Origin of the sequence: Zobellia galactanivorans (assembly GCF_000973105.1) — a bacterium.
GTDB lineage: Bacteria > Bacteroidota > Bacteroidia > Flavobacteriales > Flavobacteriaceae > Zobellia > Zobellia galactanivorans.
This window is the reverse complement of sequence record NC_015844.1, coordinates 960,154-985,146: the sequence shown is the minus strand read 5'-3', so window position 1 is coordinate 985,146 and position 24,993 is coordinate 960,154. Positions and strand designations below refer to the sequence as shown.

The 24,993-nt window shown below is 42.6% G+C and carries 25 protein-coding genes; 17 read left to right on the top strand and 8 right to left on the bottom strand.

Annotation, left to right across the window (positions count from 1 at the left end; translation table 11 throughout):
* The first annotated feature begins 5 nt into the window (after positions 1 to 5).
* The 6 genes from ZOBGAL_RS03875 (at position 6) to ZOBGAL_RS03850 (ending at position 7,192) form a co-directional block, all read left to right on the top strand.
* Positions 6 to 2,066, top strand: coding sequence for a DUF3857 domain-containing protein (locus ZOBGAL_RS03875; RefSeq protein ID WP_013992198.1), 2,061 nt, complete (start codon positions 6 to 8; stop codon positions 2,064 to 2,066).
* Positions 2,032 to 2,358 (top strand): nucleotide pyrophosphohydrolase, encoded by a 327-nt coding sequence (locus ZOBGAL_RS03870; RefSeq protein WP_013992197.1) that lies wholly within the window; start codon positions 2,032 to 2,034, stop codon positions 2,356 to 2,358. Before ZOBGAL_RS03875 ends, ZOBGAL_RS03870 begins: the two co-directional genes overlap by 35 nt.
* Positions 2,359 to 2,460: 102 nt before the next feature.
* Positions 2,461 to 3,690: a 3-phosphoshikimate 1-carboxyvinyltransferase gene (locus tag ZOBGAL_RS03865; protein WP_013992196.1), complete on the top strand. Its 1,230-nt coding sequence runs from the start codon at positions 2,461 to 2,463 to the stop codon at positions 3,688 to 3,690.
* Positions 3,691 to 3,861: 171 nt separating this feature from the next.
* Complete coding sequence (queA, locus tag ZOBGAL_RS03860; RefSeq protein WP_013992195.1) at positions 3,862 to 4,911, top strand: tRNA preQ1(34) S-adenosylmethionine ribosyltransferase-isomerase QueA; 1,050 nt, start codon at positions 3,862 to 3,864, stop codon at positions 4,909 to 4,911.
* An 83-nt stretch (positions 4,912 to 4,994) separates the two neighbouring features.
* Entirely contained in the window at positions 4,995 to 6,035 is a 1,041-nt protein-coding gene (rlmN, locus tag ZOBGAL_RS03855; protein ID WP_013992194.1) for a 23S rRNA (adenine(2503)-C(2))-methyltransferase RlmN, read from the top strand.
* A gap of 179 nt (positions 6,036 to 6,214) precedes the next feature.
* Positions 6,215 to 7,192 (top strand): polyprenyl synthetase family protein, encoded by a 978-nt coding sequence (locus ZOBGAL_RS03850; RefSeq protein ID WP_013992193.1) that lies wholly within the window; start codon positions 6,215 to 6,217, stop codon positions 7,190 to 7,192.
* A 101-nt stretch (positions 7,193 to 7,293) separates the two neighbouring features.
* On the opposite strand, the gene ZOBGAL_RS03845 is transcribed toward ZOBGAL_RS03850, so the two are convergent.
* A complete protein-coding gene (locus ZOBGAL_RS03845; RefSeq protein WP_013992192.1) occupies positions 7,294 to 7,857 on the bottom strand; it encodes an SIMPL domain-containing protein in 564 nt (187 codons plus the stop codon).
* Positions 7,858 to 7,970: 113 nt separating this feature from the next.
* A complete protein-coding gene (locus ZOBGAL_RS03840; RefSeq protein ID WP_013992191.1) occupies positions 7,971 to 8,396 on the bottom strand; it encodes a hypothetical protein in 426 nt (141 codons plus the stop codon).
* A gap of 171 nt (positions 8,397 to 8,567) precedes the next feature.
* Between ZOBGAL_RS03840 and dnaG the strand changes: the two genes are divergently transcribed.
* On the top strand, positions 8,568 to 10,547 hold the full coding sequence (gene dnaG, locus ZOBGAL_RS03835) for a DNA primase (protein ID WP_013992189.1): 1,980 nt from the start codon (positions 8,568 to 8,570) through the stop codon (positions 10,545 to 10,547).
* An 87-nt stretch (positions 10,548 to 10,634) separates the two neighbouring features.
* Here the strand turns inward: dnaG and ZOBGAL_RS03830 are convergent, their stop codons facing one another.
* Together ZOBGAL_RS03830 and nadE are read right to left on the bottom strand one after the other, a co-directional pair.
* On the bottom strand, positions 10,635 to 11,264 hold the full coding sequence (locus ZOBGAL_RS03830; protein WP_013992188.1) for a response regulator: 630 nt from the start codon (positions 11,262 to 11,264) through the stop codon (positions 10,635 to 10,637).
* Positions 11,265 to 11,435: 171 nt separating this feature from the next.
* Positions 11,436 to 12,224 carry an NAD(+) synthase gene (nadE, locus tag ZOBGAL_RS03825; RefSeq protein WP_046287320.1) on the bottom strand — a complete coding sequence of 263 codons (789 nt, stop codon included), beginning with the start codon at positions 12,222 to 12,224 and terminating at the stop codon, positions 11,436 to 11,438.
* 136 nt (positions 12,225 to 12,360) lie between these two features.
* Here nadE and gldB point away from each other — a divergent pair, with 136 nt between their 5' ends.
* Both gldB and gldC read left to right on the top strand, forming a co-directional pair.
* Entirely contained in the window at positions 12,361 to 13,278 is a 918-nt protein-coding gene (gldB, locus tag ZOBGAL_RS03820; RefSeq protein WP_449488404.1) for a gliding motility lipoprotein GldB, read from the top strand.
* 1 nt (position 13,279) lies between these two features.
* On the top strand, positions 13,280 to 13,612 hold the full coding sequence (gene gldC / locus ZOBGAL_RS03815; protein ID WP_013992185.1) for a gliding motility protein GldC: 333 nt from the start codon (positions 13,280 to 13,282) through the stop codon (positions 13,610 to 13,612).
* A gap of 8 nt (positions 13,613 to 13,620) precedes the next feature.
* On the opposite strand, the gene ZOBGAL_RS03810 is transcribed toward gldC, so the two are convergent.
* Positions 13,621 to 14,334 (bottom strand): pirin family protein, encoded by a 714-nt coding sequence (locus ZOBGAL_RS03810; RefSeq protein ID WP_013992184.1) that lies wholly within the window; start codon positions 14,332 to 14,334, stop codon positions 13,621 to 13,623.
* Positions 14,335 to 14,363: 29 nt separating this feature from the next.
* Complete coding sequence (locus ZOBGAL_RS03805) at positions 14,364 to 15,107, bottom strand: subclass B1 metallo-beta-lactamase ZOG-1 (protein ID WP_013992183.1); 744 nt, start codon at positions 15,105 to 15,107, stop codon at positions 14,364 to 14,366.
* A 47-nt stretch (positions 15,108 to 15,154) separates the two neighbouring features.
* Between ZOBGAL_RS03805 and ZOBGAL_RS03800 the strand changes: the two genes are divergently transcribed.
* Positions 15,155 to 15,535, top strand: a complete 381-nt coding sequence (locus ZOBGAL_RS03800) for a hypothetical protein (RefSeq protein WP_013992182.1) — start codon at positions 15,155 to 15,157, stop codon at positions 15,533 to 15,535.
* Here ZOBGAL_RS03800 and yihA read toward each other — a convergent pair.
* Complete coding sequence (gene yihA, locus ZOBGAL_RS03795) at positions 15,532 to 16,149, bottom strand: ribosome biogenesis GTP-binding protein YihA/YsxC (protein WP_013992181.1); 618 nt, start codon at positions 16,147 to 16,149, stop codon at positions 15,532 to 15,534. The genes ZOBGAL_RS03800 and yihA overlap by 4 nt on opposite strands.
* A 32-nt stretch (positions 16,150 to 16,181) precedes the next feature.
* On the bottom strand, positions 16,182 to 16,946 hold the full coding sequence (locus tag ZOBGAL_RS03790) for an alpha/beta fold hydrolase (protein WP_013992180.1): 765 nt from the start codon (positions 16,944 to 16,946) through the stop codon (positions 16,182 to 16,184).
* A gap of 254 nt (positions 16,947 to 17,200) precedes the next feature.
* Here ZOBGAL_RS03790 and mraZ point away from each other — a divergent pair, with 254 nt between their 5' ends.
* From mraZ to murD, 7 genes are read left to right on the top strand one after another with little or no spacing between them, the layout of a single operon-like run.
* Positions 17,201 to 17,674 (top strand): division/cell wall cluster transcriptional repressor MraZ, encoded by a 474-nt coding sequence (gene mraZ / locus ZOBGAL_RS03785; RefSeq protein ID WP_013992179.1) that lies wholly within the window; start codon positions 17,201 to 17,203, stop codon positions 17,672 to 17,674.
* A complete protein-coding gene (gene rsmH / locus ZOBGAL_RS03780; RefSeq protein ID WP_013992178.1) occupies positions 17,664 to 18,563 on the top strand; it encodes a 16S rRNA (cytosine(1402)-N(4))-methyltransferase RsmH in 900 nt (299 codons plus the stop codon). Before mraZ ends, rsmH begins: the two co-directional genes overlap by 11 nt.
* A gap of 28 nt (positions 18,564 to 18,591) precedes the next feature.
* Positions 18,592 to 18,921: an FtsL-like putative cell division protein gene (locus ZOBGAL_RS03775; RefSeq protein WP_013992177.1), complete on the top strand. Its 330-nt coding sequence runs from the start codon at positions 18,592 to 18,594 to the stop codon at positions 18,919 to 18,921.
* Positions 18,921 to 20,927: a penicillin-binding protein gene (locus tag ZOBGAL_RS03770; protein ID WP_013992176.1), complete on the top strand. Its 2,007-nt coding sequence runs from the start codon at positions 18,921 to 18,923 to the stop codon at positions 20,925 to 20,927. Before ZOBGAL_RS03775 ends, ZOBGAL_RS03770 begins: the two co-directional genes overlap by 1 nt.
* A complete protein-coding gene (locus tag ZOBGAL_RS03765; protein ID WP_046287319.1) occupies positions 20,924 to 22,387 on the top strand; it encodes a UDP-N-acetylmuramoyl-L-alanyl-D-glutamate--2,6-diaminopimelate ligase in 1,464 nt (487 codons plus the stop codon). Before ZOBGAL_RS03770 ends, ZOBGAL_RS03765 begins: the two co-directional genes overlap by 4 nt.
* Positions 22,388 to 22,426: 39 nt before the next feature.
* Positions 22,427 to 23,647 (top strand): phospho-N-acetylmuramoyl-pentapeptide-transferase, encoded by a 1,221-nt coding sequence (gene mraY, locus ZOBGAL_RS03760; RefSeq protein WP_013992174.1) that lies wholly within the window; start codon positions 22,427 to 22,429, stop codon positions 23,645 to 23,647.
* A gap of 1 nt (position 23,648) precedes the next feature.
* Complete coding sequence (murD, locus tag ZOBGAL_RS03755; RefSeq protein WP_013992173.1) at positions 23,649 to 24,983, top strand: UDP-N-acetylmuramoyl-L-alanine--D-glutamate ligase; 1,335 nt, start codon at positions 23,649 to 23,651, stop codon at positions 24,981 to 24,983.
* Positions 24,984 to 24,993: the final 10 nt, after the last annotated feature.

Below are 24,993 nucleotides of genomic sequence, written 5' to 3'. Positions count from 1 at the left end.
ATAACATGATACAGACTAGAACAACTCTTTTTTGGGTTCTTTTAACCGTGGTGTTTTCGGTAAATGCCCAAAATTTTAAATTCGGAAAAGTTTCTGAGCAAGAGTTAAAAGAAACCTTTAATCCCAAAGATTCCACTGCTGCTGCCACGGTTTTGTACAGGAGTAAGAACATCAGGTTCGATTATACTAAAGGCATTGGATTTAAAGTAATAACCGATGTCTTTGAACGCATTAAAATATATAATAAGGCGGGGTTTGATTATGCCACCATTTCACAAACGCTATATAAGGACGATAGTGATGTGGAGTCCATTTCTGGGTTAAAGGCATATACCTATAATTTGGTGAACGGGAAGGTTGAAAAAAGTAAAATGGAAAAATCCGCCGTGTTTACGACTGAACTGAGTAAGTACCGAAAGGAAGGGAAATTTACCCTTCCGAATATAAAAGAAGGTTCTGTTATCGAATATCAATATAGGATTACGTCTCCATTTTTCTATTCTGTAGATGAAATTGTATTACAATATGATATTCCGATAAAAAGACAAGAAATAAGTTTTGCCACACCGGAATATTTCAATTTTAAACCCTTTATCAAAGGGTATTTAACCGTAGCTCCCAAGTACAGCTCAAAATCTGGCAGTATTAATTTAACTGGTTCAATAAGATCTACCCCAGGAGGGGTTGCTCCGACTACTACAAAATACATAAATCAAAATATTGATTATAAGATAAATAGTACGGATTATAATATGAGCGACGTGCCGGCTTTAAAGGAAGAGCCTTTCGTAAACGATATGAATAATTATAGAAGTGCCGTTAAATATGAGCTTCAGTATATAAAGTTTCCTGAGCAAATGCAGAAAAACTACACGACTACTTGGGAGGATGTAATTAAAAATATATATAAGAGTAGTGATTTTGGCGGGCAATTAACCTCAAACAAATATTTTGATGAGGATCTCGTAGTCTTAAAGAAAAGTACATCATCTTCAATTGATTTGATGGCAGCTATATTCTTCCATGTACAAAACCGTATGACTTGGAACAATATTTATGGTTACTCTGTAGATAAGGGGGTGAAAAGAGCCTATAAAGAACGTTCTGGTAATGTAGCCGATATCAATCTTATGTTAACGGCTATGTTGCAAGAGGCCGGCTTGAACGCCAAGCCTGTTTTGGTGAGTACAAGAGGGCACGGTATTCCTTTGTTTCCGACTATGGAAGGATTCAATTATGTGATAGCTTCTGTTGAAATTGACGGAGAAATGATATTGCTAGATGCCACCAATAAATATACCAGTCCTAATTTATTGCCGACAAGGGCGTTGAATTGGTTTGGTAAGAAAATCGAAAAAGATGGCTCTTCAGTTTCAATAAATCTTTTGCCCAGTCAACTTTCACTAGAGAACGTGCAAATGAACGTTAAGCTAGATGAAAATGGCGAGGTGAAAGGTAAATTTAGGAGTACGGGTCATTACTATAACGCTTATTTGTTTAGGAATACGTACGGCAGTAGCAACGAAGACGACTATCTGGAAAAACTGGAAAACCGAAACAACGGTATTGAAATTTCAAACTATCTAATTAAAAATAAGAAAGGTAATGGTAAGTCTGTACAAGAGAGCTATGAGTTTGTTTTGGATAAACAGGCAGATGTAGTTGGGGATAAGATTTATTTTTCCCCCTTGTTTCACCTGGTAGAGGCTGAAAATCCTTTCAAACAGGAAGAGAGAAAATACCCTATAGATTTGATGTTTCCCAAGAGAGATAAATATTTGGTGATTATTTCTATTCCAGATGATTATGAAGTAATATCAAAACCAGCAGACATGAATATTGGTATGATGGATAATATGGGAAGCTTTCAATATAAAATTTTGAGTGGTGGCCGGCAGTTACAACTCATGATAGATCTTAAATTAAATCAAGCGGTTATAGGGTCTGAACACTATTCTTCTTTAAAAGAATTCTTTAAAAATGTTGTTGAAAAACAAACAGAAAAAGTAGTTTTATCCAAAATTACTACCAATGGAACTTCAGACAGCACAGGAAAGAGTAGATAAGTGGATCAAAGAACACGGGGTGCGTTATTTTAACGAATTGACCAATATGGCACAGCTTACCGAGGAAGTAGGCGAGGTCGCCCGTATTATTGCCCGCAGGTATGGCGAACAAAGTGAAAAAGAGTCGGACAAGAACAAAGACCTTGGTGAAGAATTGGCCGACGTTCTTTTTGTAACCCTCTGTTTGGCCAATCAAACCGGGGTGGATCTTCAAAAGGCTTTTGATAAAAAGCTCGATTTGAAAACAAAACGAGATCATGACCGTCATCACAACAATGAAAAGCTCAAATAGTATTATATTTGGCAACTTAAATTATACCCTATCAGCATAGGGCAAACGTATAGGTCGCCAAGTGATCTGTCCGGTTTAAGAACCTATTAAAGAGAACAACTTTTGAAACTACACCTATCCGCTCCGTCAAACCAATTATTGCGTAACAATATACAGATTACAGGCTCAAAAAGTGAGTCGAATCGGTCTTTGTTGCTGCAGGCCTTGTATCCGAATATCAGCATTGACAATCTTTCGAACTCCGATGATGCAGAGGTGATGCAAAAGGGGTTGAAAATAGGAAATGGGGTAGTGGATATTCACCATGCGGGTACCGCTATGCGTTTTCTTACCGGATTTTTTGCCTCACAAGAGGGTAAACAGGTAACGCTCACCGGCTCAAAACGTATGACCGAAAGACCGGTCAAGGTGCTTGTTGAGGCCTTGCGGCATTTAGGAGCGGAGATTTCATATGGAAAAAATGAGGGCTATCCCCCGATTTTGATCAAGGGAAAGAAACTGGAGAAAAGTCAAGTGAGCCTTCCTGCCAATATCAGTAGCCAGTATATCTCTTCCTTGTTATTGATTGCGCCCAGTCTTGAAAACGGACTCGAATTGGAGTTGGTCGGTAAGATTACTTCAGTACCCTATATAAAAATGACCCTGGCCCTTTTGTCTCAGATAGGGGTGGAAAACTCTTTCGAGGGCAATACTATAAAAGTGTCGCCCAAAGCAAAGGTAGGTCCTGTTAATTTGGTGGTGGAATCCGATTGGAGCTCTGCCTCTTACTATTATAGCATTGTTGCCTTGAGCGAGGTCGGTAGTGAAATCTGCTTGTCTGCCTATAAAGATAATAGTCTACAGGGAGATAGTGTTCTTCAGGAATTGTATACCGAATTTGGTGTGGAGACCCGTTTTGAAGGGAACACCCTTGTCTTAAGGAAAGTTGGGGCCCCAAAGGGACAAACGGTACAGTTTGATTTGGGCAACGCACCCGATATAGCGCAAACCATTGCCGTTACGTGTTTCGGACTCGGAATGGGTTGCCACTTGACCGGCTTGCATACCTTAAAGATCAAGGAGACCGATCGCTTGGAAGCTTTGCATACCGAACTGTCGAAACTGGGTGCCGATATTTCCGTAACGGACAAGGACTTGACCCTGGGGCTCTCGGGAACCATGAAGGCCGAAGTGGCCATAGATACGTATAATGACCACAGAATGGCCATGGCTTTTGCTCCCTTGGCCATGAAAATACCGCTGTATGTGAACGACGCCGAGGTGGTTTCAAAATCATATCCTGATTTTTGGAAAGATCTTGAAAAATTGACTTTCTTGGTTGATGAGGTGTAATTGACTGTAATTTAGGGTGTTGTAAAAATATTTTTGATTTTTTGGAGGAGATGTATCGGTTGGTGATGCCGTGCAATGCAATAAGAATCAATATAATCGGTGTTTTACTTGACAACCCCTATCCACACATCGTATATTTGCAACCGCAAAACTTTTAACTAAATTTCATAAATGAAACTATCGCACTTCCATTTTGAATTACCTGATAATTTATTGGCCGAATACCCAGCTGAGAATAGGGATGAGTCCAAGTTAATGGTCATTCACCGAGAAACCGGAAAAATAGAACATAAAATGTTCAAAGACCTTATCAATTATTTTGATGAAGGCGATGTAATGGTTTTGAACAATACTAAGGTTTTTCCTGCCCGCTTATACGGTAATAAGGAAAAGACCGGGGCAAGGATCGAAGTGTTTTTGTTGAGGGAATTAAATGAGGAACAACGCCTTTGGGATGTTCTTGTTGATCCTGCACGTAAAATACGTATCGGAAACAAATTGTATTTTGGTGAAGACGAAACCTTGGTAGCGGAAGTTATAGATAACACCACGTCAAGAGGAAGAACCTTGCGTTTTCTTTATGATGGTTCATATATCGATTTTAGAAGAAAACTTCGTGAGCTTGGTCAAACACCATTGCCAAAATATATAAAGAGAGACGTAGAGCCGGAAGATGAGGAGCGTTACCAAACCATTTATGCAAAGCATGAAGGAGCGGTTGCGGCACCAACAGCAGGGCTTCACTTTTCAAAGCATTTGCTGAAACGCCTTGAGATCAAAGGAGTTGATTTTGCCGAGGTAACTTTACATGTAGGTTTGGGTACCTTCAACCCTGTTGAGGTAGAAGATTTGTCCAAGCATAAAATGGACAGTGAAGAACTGGTCATAGATGAAAAGGCTACGGAAATTGTCAATAATGCCAAGTTGAAGAAAAAACGCATCTGTGCCGTAGGTACTACCGTTATGCGCGGACTTGAAAGTGCCGTTTCTTCTGAGCATACCCTGAATACTTTTGATGGATGGACGAATAAATTTATCTTCCCTCCTTACGATTTCAGTATTGCCAACTGTATGGTGACCAATTTTCACTTACCTAAATCAACTTTGTTGATGATGGTGTCTGCCTTTGTTGGTCATGATTTGATGAAAAAAGCTTATAAGGAAGCCATTTTAGAGCAGTACAAGTTCTATTCATATGGTGATGCCATGCTAATAATCTAATTTTGCCAAGCTGGCAAAAGCATAAATTTCAAGCCCTTCTTTATTTGTATATTAAGTAAAGAAGGGTTTTTAGCTTCTAAAATGTGAAGGCACAAAAAAAAGACATACGGGCATTGACCAAAGAGCAATTGCGAAATTTCTTTGTCTCACAAGGAGATAAGGCTTTTCGGGGCAATCAGGTCTACGAGTGGCTATGGCAAAAGGCGGCCCACTCCTTTGAGGGTATGACCAATATTTCAAAGGAAACCAGGGATATGCTCGAGGCCAATTTTGTAATCAACCATATAAAGGTAGACCAAATGCAGCGTAGCAATGACGGTACGATCAAGAATGCCGTCATTTTGCACGATGATTTGGTGGTTGAATCGGTGCTTATTCCCACAAAGACCAGAACTACGGCCTGTGTTTCGAGTCAAGTAGGATGTAGTCTCGATTGCCGGTTTTGCGCTACGGCCCGTTTAAAGCGGATGCGAAACCTCAATCCTGATGAGATTTATGATCAGGTGGTGGCAATCGATAATGAGAGTCGCCTGTATTTCGATAGACCTTTGAGCAATATTGTTTTTATGGGTATGGGAGAGCCGCTCATGAATTACAATAATGTATTGAAGGCCATAGATAAGATTACTTCCCCAGAAGGTCTGGGTATGTCGCCAAAGCGTATTACGGTCTCCACTTCAGGTGTGCCGAAGATGATACGAAAAATGGCCGATGATGAGGTGAAGTTTAAATTGGCGGTATCGTTGCACTCCGCTATTGATGATATCCGTACCTCTATAATGCCCTTTAACGCTACCTTTACTTTGGCCGACCTTCGAGAGGCCTTGGAGTATTGGTATGCAAAGACGAAAAGTAGAATAACCTACGAATATGTCGTATGGCAAGGTATAAACGATTCGCAGACCGATGTCGATGCCTTGGTTGATTTCTGCAGGTTTGCCCCTTCAAAGGTGAACCTTATTGAGTATAACCCCATAGATGACGGCGAATTTCAACAGGCTTCGAACAGTGCCATAGACATGTACGTGAATACCTTGGAAAGAAACGGTATAGTAGTTACGGTGAGAAGGTCGCGGGGCAAGGATATCGATGCCGCCTGTGGTCAGTTGGCTAATAAACAATAGGGAATTCGTGTATTTCTGAGGTGGAACGTGTATTCAAATTATCTGTTTTTTATAGGGTAAATCGTACGATCAGACTATCTTTTGTGCTTTTTGCGATTACTAGGGGAAGCATAGGATGTACTCATTTCTTTTTCCTTAAATTTATGCGCTTAAGTAGGTAACCAGCTAAACCGATTTTTTTGAAAATAGTAGCGCAAATAAAAGAGCCAGTAAACCAAGAGATGGAGCTTTTTGAGACGAAGTTCCGCGAGGCCATGTCTTCTAAAGTGGCGCTGCTGAACCGTATTACCTATTACATCGTTAATCGTAAGGGAAAGCAAATGCGGCCTATGTTCGTATTTCTTACCGCCAAGATGCTCAATAATGGAGTGGTAAACGAACGTACCTACCGTGGGGCATCGGTAATCGAATTGATACATACCGCCACATTGGTCCACGACGACGTGGTTGATGAAAGTAATAAGCGCAGGGGTTTCTTCTCGATAAACGCCCTATGGAAGAATAAGATTGCCGTATTGGTCGGTGACTATCTTCTATCAAAGGGCTTGTTGCTCTCCATAGATAACGAAGATTTTGATCTCTTAAAAATTATTTCGGTAGCTGTACGTGAAATGAGCGAGGGTGAACTATTGCAAATAGAAAAAGCGCGTCGCCTAGATATTACCGAAGAGGTGTATTACAATATTATCAGACAGAAAACGGCGACCCTGATTGCGGCTTGTTGTAGTTTGGGGGCTTGTTCCGTACAGCCGGATTCACCTGATGTAGAGACCTTCCGTAGGTTCGGGGAGCTTTGTGGTATGGCCTTTCAAATAAAGGACGACCTTTTTGATTATGGGGAGGACAAGATAGGAAAGCCTACAGGGATCGATATCAAGGAGCAAAAAATGACCCTGCCACTGATCTATACGCTTAACACTTGTTCTAAGGCCGAAAAAAAATGGCTGATCAATTCCGTAAAGAACCACAACAAAGATAAGAAGCGGGTCAAGGAGGTGATTGCCTTCGTGAAAAATAATGGGGGATTGGATTACGCCGTACAACGAATGCTTTTCTTTAAGGAGGAGGCCTTGAAAATCCTTGCCAGCTATCCGCCGTCAAGCTATAGGGATTCCCTTGAGTTGATGGTCAACTACGTTGTCGACCGGAAAAAGTAGGTGGATCAAATTTTTACCGGAAGCCTTTCCATAAAAAAAACTCCTCGACTTATCTTAAGTCGAGGAGTCGTAAAATAGTCCTTAGAATAAGTGTATTCCCTTTATAAGAGCTCAAACGATACGGAGATTGCGTACAACCTCTTCTCGTCGGTATGGCCGTAATACAAAGATTCTGAAATCCTGCTGGGGTTGGTATCGCTAATGTATAAGGCCTTGCCTATTTTTCGCCCAATTTTTTGGGCAATCGATGCAGCCTTGCTCTTCGCGTCTTCATAGGCGTGTTTTGCAAAATCGGCCATTTCGTCCTCACTTAGCTCTACTTCAAAATTCGTATCGGAACGGGTAACGCCAATCGATTTTACATGAAGGAATTTTTGCATTTCATCGAGGGACTTGGTCCTGAACTCGATTACGGTACCTTCTTTCTCGTAGCCCAATAGCTCGTAATACAGGGTCGATTCTTTAAGGCGCTCTTTTTTGATACCGGCTTTCGTCAGTTTTTCGAAGTATCCCGATTTTACCTCTTCAAGGCTCATGGTTTGTGAATCGTAATACACATTGTTTAGGCTTACGACCATTCTACAGCTGTATTCCGGTGTTATACTGTATTCGTAAGTACCGTTGACGTTAATACTGTTCGGATGGCTGTTTTGTGCAAATGTCATAAATGAGAAAAAAATTAAGGTTAAACTTGTTATTGCTTTTTTCATGGAATCGACTTTTGGGTGATGTAAAAAAGTATGTATTTTTTTGAATAAACGTTTCAGGTGCCTTAAACTTATGCAACGGAGTATAAAAATGAGGCGACAATCATCCAGCTACCTATGAATATGCCCAATATCCCCAATTTGCCTTGTTTCGGTGCAATTTTTTGGCGTAGCTCTTCGGCTTTCGCACGTGCATCTTGGCGGTTTGATAGAAATAGTTTGTTAATGAGCCCTGAGCCCAACATAAAACCAAGTCCTGCCGAAACAATGTTGCCGGCAAGAAAGGTAATCCACCAGACCGGAGCGGAGGTCAGCCATCCTAGGTTTAAGATGGCGCTAATAATGCCCCACACGCCCCAGAAGCAAAATACAATACCGATCCATCCTTGGTAGGGCTCTATTTTTTCCAAGAGTTCTTCGGCGTTCGGTTTTTTTGATAGCAGTAATGATGGTACGGCTACGATACTCAATAAAATTAATGTAATTCCCCAGATCATAATGTTGTTTTTTTAGGTTTGTAATAGGGTTAAAAATCTATGGGGCAAAGTTGAGACAATGGCTGGGTGTAAAATACCCTTTTGCTAGCTAAAATGATATCCCTGAAAATAGGGTAGAGTACTTTTCTTTTTATCTTTGTGAGATTCGTTTTCACATAAAAATCACCAAAATTGATTTCTAAAACCACAATTGACCAAGTATACGAAACTGCCCGTTTAGAAGAGGTTATCGGAGATTTTGTGCAATTGAAAAAGTCGGGGTCTAACTTTAAGGGGCTCAGCCCTTTTTCCGACGAGCGGACACCTAGTTTTATGGTGTCTCCCGTAAAACAGATCTGGAAGGATTTTAGTAGCGGAAAGGGCGGGAATGTGGTGGCCTTTTTAATGGAGCACGAACATTTTACCTATCCCGAAGCCATAAAATACTTGGCGAAAAAATACAATATAGAGATAGAGGAGACCGAACGGACCGATGAGCAACGGCAAGAGGCCGATGAGCGTGAGAGTATGTACCTGGTTTCCGAATATGCGCAGAAGCACTTTGCCCAAATGTTATGGGAGAGTGAGCTGGGCAAGGCCATTGGATTGAGTTATTTTAAGGAAAGGGGCTTTACCGAAGACACTATAAAAAAATTCAATCTTGGGTATTGTCTTGATCAGTGGGACGGTTTTACCAAGGCTGCCCTAGAGGAAGGTTACAAGCTGAACTACCTTGAGAAAACCGGACTTACCATTGTAAAACACGATGGTCAAAACCCGAATAACCCAAAAACCTTTGATCGGTTTAAGGGCCGGGTAATGTTTCCGATACATTCCATGAGCGGTAGGGTCTTAGGGTTTGGAGGGCGTATTCTTGGTAATGATAAAAAGGCCGCCAAATACCTAAATTCCCCCGAAAGCGATATCTACCACAAGAGCAAGGTGCTTTACGGAATCTATTATGCCAAACAGTCCATAGCCAAAGAAGATAATTGTTATTTGGTAGAAGGGTATACCGATGTGATACAGTTCTATCAAAGGGGAATTCACAACGTAGTATCGTCTAGTGGTACGGCCCTAACACCTGAGCAGATACGGCTGATCAATAGGTTGACAAAAAACATTACGGTTCTTTTTGATGGCGATGCTGCCGGCCTACGGGCATCTTTGCGCGGTATCGACTTAATTTTGGAACAGGGTATGAACGTTAAGGTCTGTACCTTTCCGGAAGGGGAAGACCCAGATAGTTTTGCCAAAAATAATGCCCTTGAAGATGTACAGCGCTATCTCGAGGAGAAATCACAAGACTTTATTCAGTTTAAAGCCGGTTTATTGGCTCAAGAGGCGGCCAACGATCCTATAAAGCGGGCCGATACGGTTCGCGATATCGTACAGAGTATCTCGAAGATACCCGATGCGATCAAGCGGGAGATATATGTTCAGGAATGTGCCAATATCATGAAGGTATCCGAAGGGGTGTTGTTCAGTACTTTGGCGCAAATGGGCAAGAAGGTAGCCTCTGATACCGCAAAAAAACAACAGCCTCCGCAGACGGCATTTGATGTTGTAAAGAACGATGCACCCGAAGAGAAGGTAGATGTACAATATTTGCTCGAACGTAAGATTATTGAACTGTTGTTGCTTTATGGGGATGAAAAACAAGAGTTTGAAGATTTGGTGCTCAAAGAAAACGAGAAGGGCGATCTGATACTTGAGCCTGAGTCGATAGAGGCCAAGGTATACGAAAAAATTTATTTGGACCTGCAAGATGATGAAATCGAATTGGCGAACGAGCAGTTTCGAAACATTTATTATAAACTCATCGAGGCATTGAACCAAGATACCAATTTTACGATAAATACGTTTTTAAGTGGCTTGGACCAACCGTTGGTATCGGAAATTTCCTCCATATTGATGGAAGAGGAAAAGTATGTGCTCCATAGTTGGGAAAGAAAGGATATTTACCCGAAAGAGAAGAAAAAGGGGGTGGCCCAATTGGTAAGTGAGACCATTTTGACCTTGCGTTGTTTTCTTATAAAGAAGCGGATGACGTCATTGCAAGAACATACGAAGGAAAGCCAGCAAGACCATAGGGAAACCCTTGAGGAGATTATGAACTACCTGCAACTCAATAAGTTGTTGAACAAAAAACTGAACCGTGTGCTTTCTTGATTATTGGCTAAGGTGAAAACGAAATATTGGGGCATAAAAAAACCCTAATGAAATCATCAGGGTCTGTACGTCTTACGAAGGGTCTTGTTAGTACAATTCTAACGCTTTTGCCTGTTGCAAAAGGTCTACCATATTGTCTACGTTTAACTTTTTCATCAAACGCGCCTTATAGGTGCTGACCGTTTTTTCGTTTAAGTTCAAACCGATGGCAACATCTTTGTTTCGCTTCCCGCTAGCTAGTAATTTCAGTACTTCCACCTCACGTGTAGAAAGTTTTCTAAAGAACCTTCTTGGTTTCTGTGTACCTTCGTCGAAAGCCAATCGTTGGGCGAGTTCGTTCGTGATGAACATGTTACCTTCGCTTACTTTTTTTACTGCAGTGATAATGTAATCGATGTCAGAAGCTTTCGAAAGATATCCAAAGGCACCGGCGCGAATCGTACTTAATGCATACACGTCTTCAGATTGACCGCTGTACATTAGCACTTTTACGTTAGGGTGTTCTTTTTTGATTTTTCTTAGCGTGGCTATTCCATTGATTTCAGGAATGTCCATTTCCAGCATTACGACATCGGGACTTGTACTTTCCAATTTTTTGAAAAGTTCCGAAGTCGTTGATACTGCACCTACCATTTCAAACCCATTTGCAGATTCAAGAACATTAGTCACACCCATTCTAATAATGGGATGGTTGTCCGCAATTAATACTTTTATCATGTTGATAGTTTTAATCTAGATCAATAAACGCTTGTTAGCCCGTCTAAAAATACTGACATGCAATGTAAGGCTTAAAAATCTAATTCTTTAAACAAATTTGCTATTTTTTTCATAAAAAACGGGCTTTTTATGAATTTATTCGATTAGACTACCACCTTTTAGGTCAAGTTACTATAATAAGCTGTGTGGTATTTCGCATACGGGTATCGGAATCATCTTGTGGCGGTTAGCGGAATTGAACTTCGTATAGATTAGAAAGACTTCCTTGTCACGACCAGTAAAATCATCGGCGGTTTTACCTTCTTCCTGCATTTTCATGGCCCATTCCAGTTCAGGATAGCTTGCACCTATCTGATCTTCGTCGGTACGGTCATCGCCCCACAGGCCGTCTGTTGGTGCCGCTTTTTGAATATCGTCGTTAATCCCTAGAACACGGGCTATTTCGTATACTTGGGTCTTTAATAGGTCGGCAATCGGGCTAAGGTCGACACCGCCGTCCCCGTACTTGGTGTAAAATCCTACGCCGAAATCTTCTACCTTGTTTCCCGTTCCGGCAACCAGGTAGCCGTCAAGGGCCGCAAAATAATAAAGTGAGCTCATGCGTAAACGTGCCCTCGTGTTCGCCAAGGACATAAAACGCTCCTCTTCGTTTTCGACGGGAGGGAGCGCGGCAACAAGGCTGTCGAATACCGGTGTTAGGTTTACGGCATGCCGTTTTACGTTTTTAAAATTGTGTTGTAACCACTCAATGTGTCGGGAAGCCCGCGTAACCTGATTTTCGGCTTGATGTATCGGCATTTCAAGACATAAGAGCTCAAGACCTGTCTTGGCACAGAGGGTAGAAGTTACCGCAGAGTCGATTCCTCCTGATATGCCGATGACAAATCCTTTCATTTTCGCGTTTACGGCATATTCTTTTAACCAGTCAACAATATAATCTATTACCTTTTCTGTCTGCATAGGATGTTCATTTTGTCGGAATCGACTAACTTTGTGCCCTAAAATTAATGTCTTGAGGTTAAATATTGAAATCAATCGGAAATTACTTTCTAAACTGGCGACGTTTTTTGTCATTTTTACAATTTCTACCTCATTTATCGGGTGTAAAGAAAGTGTAAAGCTGTCTGAAGATGTCAAGAAGATAAAATTAGATGTGCAAATCGATAGGTTCGATAAGGAATTTGCGGCGGCCCGACCCGAAGATTTGCCGGTATTGAAGAAAAAATACCCCTATCTGTTCCCGAAACAGTATTCAGATAGTATTTGGATAGCTAAAATGCAGGATACGGTTCAGGTGGAACTTTTAGACGAGGTGGAAAAGGCCTTTTCCGATTTTTCGGAAGAAGAGCAGTCGCTCGAGCTTTTGTTCAAGCATATAAAATATTATTTCCCGCAATTCGATGCGCCAAAGGTCGTAACGGTGACTTCCGATGTCGATTATAGCAACCGTGTTATTTTGACCGATACGCTATTGCTTATAGGTCTCGATAACTACTTGGGTGCCGACCATAGGTTTTACGTCGATATTCAAAAGTACATCAGGGCAGATCTTGACAAACGCTATTTGACGGTTGATGTGGCCAGTGCCTTTGCGAAAAAAGTGGTGCCCGCCCCAAACGACAGAAGCTTTTTGGCGCAAATGATCTACTACGGCAAAGAACTCTACCTTAAGGATAGATTGTTGCCCTTGGTTTCGGAAGCCCAGCGGATCAATTATTCCGAAGAGCAATTGGCCTGGGCCATAGCCAATGAAGAGCCTATATGGCGGAATTTTATTGAAAGGGAATATTTATATAGTACCGATAATAAGTTAGGGCCTCGCTTTCTTGATCTGGCTCCTTTTTCGAAGTTCGGACTGGAACTCGATAATGAGTCGCCAGGACGTATAGGCCGGTTTATAGGTTGGCAGATCGTAAGGGCGTTTATGGATAGGAACGAGTTAAGCTTGCAGCAAATGCTCAATTTGCCGGCAGAGGAAATATTTAAAAAATCAAATTACAAACCGAAGAAATAATATGGCAAAGTTGCACACTTCAGAAATAACGTTGAAAGTTGGTTTAGACGAAAACCGCGTACCCGAAGAACTTACATGGTCGGCTCAAGACGGGGGAATAGACAACGAAGAGGCTAAGGCCATGCTTTTGTCGGTTTGGGACAGTAAGTCGAAAGAATCACTCAAGATAGACTTGTGGACAAAAGATATGCCCGTTGATGAAATGAAAATATTCTTCCATCAGACTTTGGTTTCTTTGTCCGATACCTTTATGAAAGCCACCCAAGACGAGAAAATGACCGCAACGATGAAAGATTTTTGCGATTATTTTGCGGAAAAATTGGATTTAAAATAAGGACTTTTCTAATTGGCCATAGGGACTTCCATTAAAAGGATTTTTGAATTTTCAAGATAGGAGAGGTCTATACGCTCGGCTTCCTCTATTCCCAATCCGTCCCTTTTGTCCAGGGCAATACCGTTGGCCGTACATTTTCCTTCCAAAAGAAAAATATAGACGCCGTTTGCAGGGTCTTTAAGTTGGTAAGTGGTCTTTTGGCCTTTGTCAAAATCGCCTAGGTGAAACCATGCGTTTTGATGGATCCAAATGCCGTCGTCATCGGCATGGGGCGAAACTATCTGTTGTAGATTGTTCTTAAGGCTATCGGGCTTGAGGCTGATTTGGTCGTAACGTGGACTCACGTTGACCTTGTTGGGGAGTACCCATATTTGCAGGAATTTTACCTGCTGATCCCGACTTTTGTTCTTTTCGCTATGTTGTATTCCCGTTCCGGCACTCATGGCCTGTATGTCGCCTTGACGTATGATTGTGGTGTTGCCCATATCGTCTTTGTGTTCCAGGTCGCCCTCTAGGGGAATGGAGATGATTTCCATATTCTTGTGGGTGTGGGTGTTAAAACCCATTCCGGCGGCTACTTGGTCGTCGTTTAGCACCCTTAATACACCAAAATTCATGCGCTCGAGGTCATGGTAGTTGGCGAAGCTAAAGGTGTGGTAGCTGTTTAGCCAGCCATGGTTGGCGTGACCTCTGGTGTCTGCTTTGTGTATTGTAGTGTGCATAGTGTTGGGTCTTTGAATATTGTGTTGGCTTATTGTTTCGTGCTAAAAAGGGAAATGGTATAATCCAGTAATTCTGAGCCTCCGTATTCCCCGTGTCCGGGAATGGCCGTTTTAAGGTCGGGATAGGCTGCTTTTATCTTTTTGATGGTGTTGCCCCATTCGTTGGTGTTCGCATCGCCTAGGTATCCTTTGGCGGCATTGAGCGATTTAAGGGCGCATCCGCCAAAAAGGAGGTGCTCGCTAGGGATGTAACTTACAATGTTGTCTTTGGTATGGGCCTCGCCAAAATGACGGTTGATTATTTTTTGCTTCCCAATGGTCAGTTCGTTGGTGGTGTCAAAACCAATTTGTGGAACCGGGTTTCCTTCTTTTTTAGCAAGTTCTATGGTCGTATTGCTAGCGTAAGAGGGAATGCTTAGTTCGTGAAAGGCCTCGATCCCGCCAAGGCAGTCGTCGTGAAAGTGGTTGATGACCACGGCCTTGATCTGTTGTTTTTTAGTTTCGGTTATCCAATGGATGAGCTCTTCGGAAGTTTCGTTGTCGGTGGGCGTATCGAAAACAACGGCCTGGCCTTGGTTTATGTAGATAAGTCCGTTACAGGCCACTTTTCCAAAGTCTCCGGTCGATAGGTAAGAGATATGGACGAAGCTGTTTTTGGAGAGCGGGATGATTTTTAAGTCCTCGCTACTGTAAGTTAAGGTCGGTTGTTGTGACTTACAGGAAAAGAAAGCCGTAATCAAGAACAAAAGTAATACGGTTGATTTATAGGTCATGGCTTTTGTTCTTTTAAGTACATAAATATATAGTTTTACATTGCATTATGAAAGATTCCGATATTCAAAAACTTATTTTTATCTACAACGCCGATTCTGGTTTGAAAAACGCATTGTTAGATAGTGCCCACAAAATTTTAAACCCCAGTACGTACAATTGTAATTTATGCGATATTACCTTTGGGGTGTTTACCGAGAACAAAATTTGGAAGCAATTTCGGGAGCAAACCGATTTGGAAATGGAGTTTTTGCACAAAGATGAATACAAGAAGCAATACGCTTCCAAGTTTGGCAATAAGTTTAGTTTTCCGATCATATTGGCCCAGGGCAATGGAGAGCTTCAGGTATTTGTGTCTACGGAGGAAATGAATACCATTGAAGATGCACAATCGTTGATACGGCTTATTGAAGAAAGGGTGAAGGCCTAAGCTTTTGTAGCCTTAAAAAAGTCGGCATTGATGTTGTCTATAAAATTGAGTACGTCGTCACGGCCATAGCCCTTTGATGAGGAAGTGATAAAATAGGAGGGGGCTTCTTCCCATACCCCGTTCAATAATTCCGAGATATACTTGTTTACGTTTTCTTCTATGGCCTTGGGCTTGAGTTTATCGGCTTTGGTAAAGATAATGCAGAACGGAATGTTGTTCTCGCCCAGCCACTCCATGAATTCCATGTCTATTTTTTGCGGTTCGTGGCGAATATCGACTAGAACAAAGGCGCAGACCAGTTGTTCGCGCTTGATAAAATAGTCGGTAATGTATTTTTGAAAAGTGTTCTTGCTCTTTTTCGACACTCGGGCGTAACCATATCCGGGTAAATCGACCAAGAACCAATTACCGTTGATCTTAAAGTGGTTGATCAATTGGGTCTTGCCCGGTCGGCCCGATGTCTTGGCCAGGCTTTTTCGCTCGGTTAGGCTGTTGATCAAAGATGATTTGCCTACGTTTGATCTTCCGATAAAGGCGTACTCGGGCAAGGGTTCGTTGGGGCACTTGGCCACATCGGTATTGCTGATTACGAAATTTGCCGATTTAATGTTCACCTTTAAGCTTGTTTAAGAGAAGTGAAGGGTTGTTAGAAATTGCGTTTGGTCAGCCAGCTGTCAAGAATCTCGTTGAACTTGTCAGGATGCTCCATCATAGGGGCATGGCCACACTTTTCGATCCAGTAAAGATCCGAGTCGGGTAGCAGCTCGTGAAAGAGTTTGGCTACGTCGGGTGGTGTTACACTGTCGTTCTCTCCCCAGATAATACATATAGGGGTGTTCATTTTAGGAAGGTCGTCGGCCATATTGTGCCTAATGGCACTTTTGGCGATTGCCAAGGTCTTTATGATCTTTTTACGGTCGTTGACCGTGGCAAATACTTCGTCTACGATTTCTTTGGTGGCGATCTCGGGATCGTAAAATACATCTTGGGCCTTCTTCTTTATGAACTCGTAATCGCCTCGTCTTGGATACCCATCGCCCATGGCGCTCTCGTACAATCCGGAGCTTCCGGTTATAATGAGGGCCTTTACCATTTTCGGATAGAGTTTCGTGTGTAGGAGGCCAATATGCCCTCCAAGGGAATTGCCCAGTAGTATAACGTTGTCAAGCTGCTTGAACTCAATGAATTTGGCCAAGAACTTGGCAAATTGCTTTACGTTGGTCTTAAGCATTGGCATATCGTAAATCGGTAGCTCGGGTATGAGCACCTTATACCCCTTTTTCGGAAAGTAGTCGGTGACACCTTGAAAGTTGCTTAGCCCTCCCATGAGACCGTGTAAAATAATGAGCGGCGTTCCTTCGCCTATCTCTATATACCGGAACTTTCCTTCCTTAATTAAATTTTTTTCCATTCAAGATACTTCTTGGTCTGTTGGCCAAAGATAGGCATAATCCTATTATGACTTGGTTACAAGTATAGCTCAATAAAGCGAGAATTGGCCATTATTTTTCATTCAGCGGTCAAAAACGTCATTTTTTTTCAAGCAAATTTAACCACAAGTTATGCCGAAAACCCACTATTTATTAACAAAGTGGTAATTAGTGGTAAAATGTGGTAATAAAATTTGTAGTTTTGAGTTATAGTATTGTAAAACAGCTTTTTTAAGTGATCAATTTCATTGGGACATACGATTGTAAGGCCGATGCCAAAGGTAGGGTAATGATTCCGGTTGCCCTAAAAAATCAGATGTCACCGATTTTGAATCAAGGCTTTGTGATCAAAAGATCTGTTTTTCAACCTTGTCTGGAATTGTATCCTATGGAGGAGTGGAATCTTCTGATGCAGAAGATGAACAAGAAAAACCGCTTCAAGAAGAAAAACAATGATTTTATCCGTCGTTTTTCGGCCGGAGTGAAAGTCATTGAGATCGATGGTACGGGACGAATGTTGATACCGAAAAACCTGGTGGAGTTTGCGAACATCTCCAAAGAGGTGGTTTTGAGTTCGGCCATTAACATTATAGAGATCTGGGACAAGGATAGCTATGAGAAAGTATTGGAAGAAACCGCTGAGGATTTCGCCGATTTGGCGGAAGAGGTAATGGGTGATGACGGAGATGACGAAAGCTATGTATCATAATCCTGTATTGTTGCAAGAGTCCGTTGACGGACTCAATATAAAAGAGAACGGTGTGTATGTCGATGTCACCTTTGGTGGCGGTGGGCACTCGAGAAAGATATTGGAGTACTTGGGAAGCGAAGGAAAGTTGTTCGCTTTCGATCAAGACGAAGATGCGCTTGCAAATGCCATTGACGATCCGCGTTTTACGCTGATCAATGAGAATTTCAGGTTCATCCGGCAGTTTTTGAAGTTCTACGGTATTCGAAAAGTGGATGGGATTTTGGCCGATTTTGGTGTTTCCTCACATCAGTTCGATAAAGCTGAACGTGGGTTCTCTACCCGGTTCGAGGCCGATCTTGATATGCGGATGAGCAAAAGGAACCTCTTGTCGGCTTATGAAGTGGTCAATAACTATGATTACGACGATTTAAGAAGGGTTCTTTTTCAGTATGGGGATTTAAGAAATGCCAATGCAATGGCCAAGACCATTTTGGCAAAACGGGAAGAAGCGCCGATCAAGACTACCGAAATGTTGAAAGAGGCGCTGCAGAAGTTCTTGCCGAAAGCCAAAGAGCATAAGATATTGGCCCAGATATATCAGGCCGTTCGCATTGAAGTGAACCAAGAGATCGCGGTAATCGAGGAGTTTTTGTTGCAGACTCCGGAGTTGTTGGATGAAGGAGGAAGGCTAAGTGTAATAAGTTATCATTCCTTGGAAGATCGTTTGGTAAAGCGATTTATACGGGAAGGACAATTTCAAGGTGAGGCGCCGAAGGATTTTTACGGAAATGTTGATGTTCCGTTCAAAAAAGTGGGGTCGCTTATAGTTCCTTCCAAAGAGGAAATAGCAAGGAACAATCGTGCCCGCAGTGCCAAATTGAGAATTGCGGAGCGCATAATTAAATAAAGTAAAAGGAATAAAGAAAAGCGAAAAAATGAAAAAAGGATTGTTGAACATATTAAAAGGTAGGTTTTTGGTGAGCGGCGACGCCCCCAAAAATTGGCTGTTTATCATTTTCACCTCTTTTCTGGCCACCGTTATGATCGGTAGTTCGCATAGTGCCGATAAAAAGGTGCATCAGATAGCGGCATTGAACGAAGAGGTAAAAGAGCTTCGGAACGAATTTGTAGATGTGCGCTCAGACGTGCAACAGTTAAAGTTGGAATCTACGGTAATGCAGATCGTGGCGGAAAAAGGCTTGTACCCGTCAGAGGTGCCGCCAAAACAAATAAAGGTTAAATCAAACAATAAGAAGGAAGAATAGTGGCCGTAACCGAAAAAAGCATATTGACCCGGTTGTACGTTGTAACGGCGTTCATGTTTTTGTTCGCTATTGCCGTGCTTTTCAAATTGGTGAATATCCAGTTTGTGCAAGGCGATAAGTACAAGGCCTTGGCGATGGAGCGCACTGAAAAGATGTTTACCATAGCGCCCAATCGCGGTAATCTATATTCTGACGATGGTAGTCTATTGGCGACTTCCGTATCGCGCTACACCATCCGTTTCGATGCCGTTACCGTGAGTGAGGAAGACTTTAGGAGGAATATCGTTCCCTTGTCCAATGCGCTTTCAAAAATGTTGGGTAAATCGTCTTCGCACTATCAGCAAGTTTTGAGGAAGGCCAAGGTGAACAAGAACAGATATGCCCTTATAGCCAGAAACCTTGATTACTCCGAATACATAGCGGTCAAAGATTTTCCGCTATTCAATAAGGGGCCGTACAAAGGCGGTTTGATCATAGAGCAGAAAACGGTTAGGGAGCATCCGTTGGGTAAAATCGCGGAGCGCAGTGTGGGCTATGAGAACGTAGACGAAAACGGATACTATTCAGGAGTGGGGCTCGAAAGGGCCTACGGTGAATACCTAAGGGGTGTTCAAGGGAAGCGTTTAAAGCAAAAAATTGCCAAAGGCCAGTGGAAGCCGATCGGGTGGGAGAATATCGTTGAGCCTAAAGATGGGTATGATTTGGTGTCTACCATCGATATTAATATTCAGGATATCGCCCACCACGCTTTGCTGGGGCAATTGGAGCATTATAAGGCCGACCATGGTTGTGTCATCGTTATGGAAACCGAAACGGGTGAAGTGAAGGCCATATCGAATTTGGGACGGACCGAAGCCGGTAAATACTATGAGCGCTTGAATTACGCCATAGGGGAATCGCACGAGCCGGGTTCTACCTTTAAGTTGATGTCGCTTGTGGCGGCCCTTGAGGATAAGGTGATTGATACCAGTACTGTACTCGATACCGAGAACGGAAGATGGAAAATTTACGATAGAACGGTAAGGGATTCCAAGTGGGGCGGATATGGTAAGATTTCCGCAGGGCATGCCTTTGAGGTTTCCTCTAACACGGCTTTCGCAAAAATGATCCACAATAATTACAAGAACGATCCCGAGAAATTCGTCAATCGTTTGATGCGTATGAACCTCCATAAAAAATTGGACCTCCCTATAAAAGGGGAAGGGGAGCCGGTTATCAGGTTTCCTGGCGACAAGGGTTGGTCCGGTATTTCATTGGCGTGGATGTCCCATGGTTACGAGGTATCCATGACGCCTTTGCAGGTGCTTACTTTTTACAATGCCATTGCCAATGATGGTGAAATGGTAAAGCCTCGATTGATCAAGGAAGTAAAGGAGTGGGACCGCACCGTTCAAAAGTTCGATAAAGAGGTGATCAGCGAAGCGATCTGTTCAAAGGAAACCGCTTCCAAGGTGCAAGAACTGCTGAAAAATGTAGTCGAAAAAAAATACGGTACGGGCCACCGGTTGTATTCGCCTAATTTTTCCATGGCGGGTAAAACGGGGACCGCGCAAAAAAATTACGTTTCGAAAGATCCTGATAAACTAAAGTACATATCGACTTTTGCGGGGTATTTCCCTGCTGAAAACCCAAAGTACTCCTGTATCGTGGTTATCCATGAGCCGGATAAAAGTGTGGGGTACTACGGTGCCGATGTTTCGGGGCCCGTATTCAAGTCCATAGCGCAGAAAGTATATGCGACTTCTCCTTTGGTAGACGAGGTGGATATGGACAAGATGGAAGACCCGCGATTGGAAAAATCGTATCAAAAATATTATGCCGAAGCCCAAAAACATTACAAGCAAGTGCCCAATGTGAAGGGTATGAGCGGTATGGATGCGGTTTCGATCCTTGAAAACCTTGGGATAGAGGTAGAGGTAAAGGGCAATGGAAAAGTAAAAAGACAGTCCGTTTCCCAGGGAACGAGCATTAAGGAAGCTAAAAAAATTACACTAGAGCTATCGTGAGACTATTGAAGGACATATTGTTCGGGGCAAGCCTGACCGATGTAATCGGTTCTACCAATGTATTGGTGAACAACATCCGTTTTGATTCTAGAAAGGTCGAAATGGACGATGTTTTTGTGGCTATCAAGGGAACGTTGACCGATGGCCATTTGTTCATAGGCAAGGCCATTGACCTTGGGGCAAAGGCTATTGTGTGCGAAACCTTGCCGGAACAGATAATAGATGGCGTAACCTATGTAGAGGTAAAGGATGGTAATACGGCCTTGGCCATGATGGCATCCAATTTTTACGGCAATCCTTCCAAAAACTTAAAATTGGTAGGGGTTACCGGAACCAACGGTAAGACTACCATATCGAGTCTGTTGTACCAATTGTTCAAGAAGGCGGGGTATAAGGTAGGGCTTTTGTCTACCATTAAAATAATGGTTGATGATCAAGTGTACGCCACCAGTCATACCACTCCCGATGCATTGACGATCAATGCGCATTTGCACCTAATGAACGAGGCCGGGGTGGAGTTCTGCTTTATGGAAGTGAGTTCGCATGGCATCCATCAAAAAAGAACACAAGGCTTGACCTTTGAGGGGGCTATTTTTACCAACCTCTCCCATGACCACTTAGATTATCATAAGACTTTTGCCGAGTATAGGGATACCAAAAAAATACTTTTCGATCAGCTGCCTAAAACTGCTTTTGCCCTTTCGAATATAGATGATAAGAACGGAGCGGTTATGTTGCAGAATACCAAGGCCAAAAAGTATACATATGCCCTTAGGACCTATGCCAATTATCGGGCACAGGTACTGGAGAGCCAGTTTAGCGGTACGTTGCTCAAAATAAACGAACATGAACTCTGGTCAAGGCTTATAGGTCATTTCAATGCCTATAATATGTTGGCGATTTTTGCCACGGCCGACCTGTTGGGCATGGAAACCTTGGAAACCTTGCGATTGTTGAGCGAACTGGAAAACGTAGACGGCCGCTTTCAATATTTTATATCGAGTAAAAAAATTACGGCTATAGTTGACTATGCCCATACGCCGGATGCGCTAAAAAACGTACTGGAAACAATCAGTACGCTGAGAACTGGAAATGAAAACGTTATCACCGTTGTGGGGTGTGGTGGCGATAGAGACAGCTCTAAGCGTCCGGTTATGGGTCATATTGCTTCGCAGTTGAGCGATAAGGCCATTTTTACCTCCGACAACCCGAGAGGGGAGTCTCCCATAGCCATTATAGATGCTATGGAAAAAGGGGTGGAACCACAGAACGTAAAGAAAATCCTATCCATAGAAAATAGGGAGCAGGCTATAAAAACGGCATGCCAGTTGGCTAATGCCGAAGATATCATACTCATTGCCGGAAAAGGACATGAGACCTATCAGGAAACGAATGGAAAGCGCATTCACTTTGACGATTTTGAAACGGTGAAAGACGTGCTTAAGCGCTTGGATAAATAACGAAGACCAAAGAAAATATAAAGACTAGAAGCTTAAAAGATGCTATACTACCTATTCGAATATTTAGAAAATGAATACCAGTTGCCAGGGGCGAGCTTGTTTCAGTTCACCACCTTTAGGGCGGCCATGGCCATTCTGCTTTCGTTGATGATAGCAACGGTATATGGTAAGCGGGTTATTCTTTTTCTTCAAAGACAGCAGATAGGTGAGAGTGTACGTGACCTTGGTCTTGAAGGACAAAAGCAAAAGGCGGGTACGCCGACCATGGGCGGCCTCATCATTATCATGTCAACTTTGATTCCAGTGCTTTTGTTGGCAAAACTTGATAACATCTACATCATTTTGCTGATCGTCACTACGCTTTGGATGGGCTTTATAGGCTTTGCCGATGATTATATCAAGGTATTCAAAAAAGATAAACAAGGTCTTAAAGGTAGGTTTAAGGTGTTGGGTCAAGTGGTTCTTGGTCTTGGGGTTGGGGCGACCTTGTACTTTCATCCCGGGGTGACCATGAGGGACGATTCCAGTACCATTATTACCGAGCAATTGACCGTACGTGACGTTATAGGCAAGGAAATCAAATCGGTGCGCACCACGGTTCCTTTTTTTAAGAACAACGAGTTGGATTATAGCGATTTTATCGGTTGGGCGGGAGAAGGTGCCCGTGACTACGCTTGGTTGATATTCATACCGATCGTGATACTTATCGTAACGGCGGTTTCCAACGGGGCCAACCTTACCGATGGTATCGATGGCCTTGCGGCGGGTACGTCGGCCATCATAGTTTTTACACTGGGGGTTTTTGCTTGGGTGTCGGGTAACGTCATCTTTTCAAATTACCTGGATATTATGTTTATCCCCAATTCGGGAGAATTGGTGGTCTTTATAACGGCATTTGTGGGGGCATTGGTGGGCTTTCTTTGGTATAACGCCTTTCCGGCCCAGGTTTTTATGGGAGACACCGGTAGTTTGACGATCGGGGGCATCATTGCCGTGATCGCCATTATTATCAGAAAAGAATTGTTGATTCCCGTGTTGTGCGGAATCTTCTTTGCCGAGTCGCTATCGGTCATGATACAGGTAGGCTATTTTAAGTATACCAAAAAGAAATTTGGGGAAGGTAGGCGTGTTTTTTTAATGTCGCCCATCCATCATCACTATCAGGTAAAAGGATATCACGAAAGTAAGATCGTTACCCGGTTTTGGATTATTGCCATCCTTTTAGCGGTCATAACCGTGGTTACCTTGAAAGTTAGATAAGATGAAAAGATTGGTGGTTTTAGGAGGAGGCGAAAGCGGAGTGGGTACGGCCATCTTAGGAAAACAACAGGGGTTCGAGGTTTTTGTATCGGACCGGGGAAAGATAAAAGAGAAATATAGAGACGTTCTTGAACATTTTGATATTGATTGGGAAGCCGAAAAGCACACGGAAGCAAAGATCCTGAATGCGGATCTGGTCATGAAAAGTCCGGGTATACCCGATACGGTTCCATTGGTGAAGGCATTGCACGATAAGGGCATTCCTGTTATTTCGGAGATTGAGTTCGCATCGCGATATACCGATGCTACTTTGATCGGTATAACCGGAAGTAACGGAAAGACCACCACTACTATGTTGACCAACCACTTGTTAAAAGAAGGTGGGTTGAACGTAGGGATGGCGGGGAATATCGGTGATAGCTACGCTAAAATGGTCGCTGAGAACAATTATGATTTCTACGTTTTGGAAATCAGCAGTTTTCAGTTGGACGGGATTGTGGATTTTAAACCGCATATCGCCATCCTAACGAACATTACGCCGGATCATTTGGACCGATATGATTACAAGTTTGAAAATTATGTCGCTTCAAAATTCCGAATAGCACAGAACCAGAACGAAGACGACTTTTTAATTTATGACGCAGACGATCCGGTGATTGTTGCCTGGCTTGAAAAGCATCCCGTTAAATCAAAATTACTCCCATTTTCCATAGAACAGGAACTGGGGGAAGGAGCATATCTAAAGAACAATAACATAATACTGAACATAACTAACGAGACATTGGAAATGACAAAAGACGCCTTAGCACTTGAAGGAAAACACAATTTAAAAAATTCTATGGCTGCAATGACAGCGGCAAAATTGGTGAGCATACGAAAAGCATCGATACGTGATAGTATCGCTAATTTTCAAGGAGCCCCCCATCGCCTTGAAAACGTATTGAAAATACACCATGTACAGTATATAAACGATTCTAAAGCTACCAACGTAAACTCCGTATTCTATGCTTTGGATAGTGTGAAAACACCTATTGTATGGATTGTCGGAGGACAGGACAAGGGTAACGATTACAGGGAGCTGATGCCTTTGGTTCGTGAAAAGGTAAAGGCTATCGTTTGCTTGGGATTGGACAATGAAAAGATAAAGGATGCCTTTGGCAATGTAGTGGATCTAATGGTGGAAACCTTTGCCATGGACGAAGCGGTTAAAGTGGCCTATAAGATTGCCGAGAGGGGAGACACGGTTCTGTTATCTCCGGCATGTGCCAGTTTTGATTTGTTTCAGAACTATGAAGATCGCGGAAACCAATTTAAGGCCGCAGTAAAGAACTTGTAAAGACAGTACG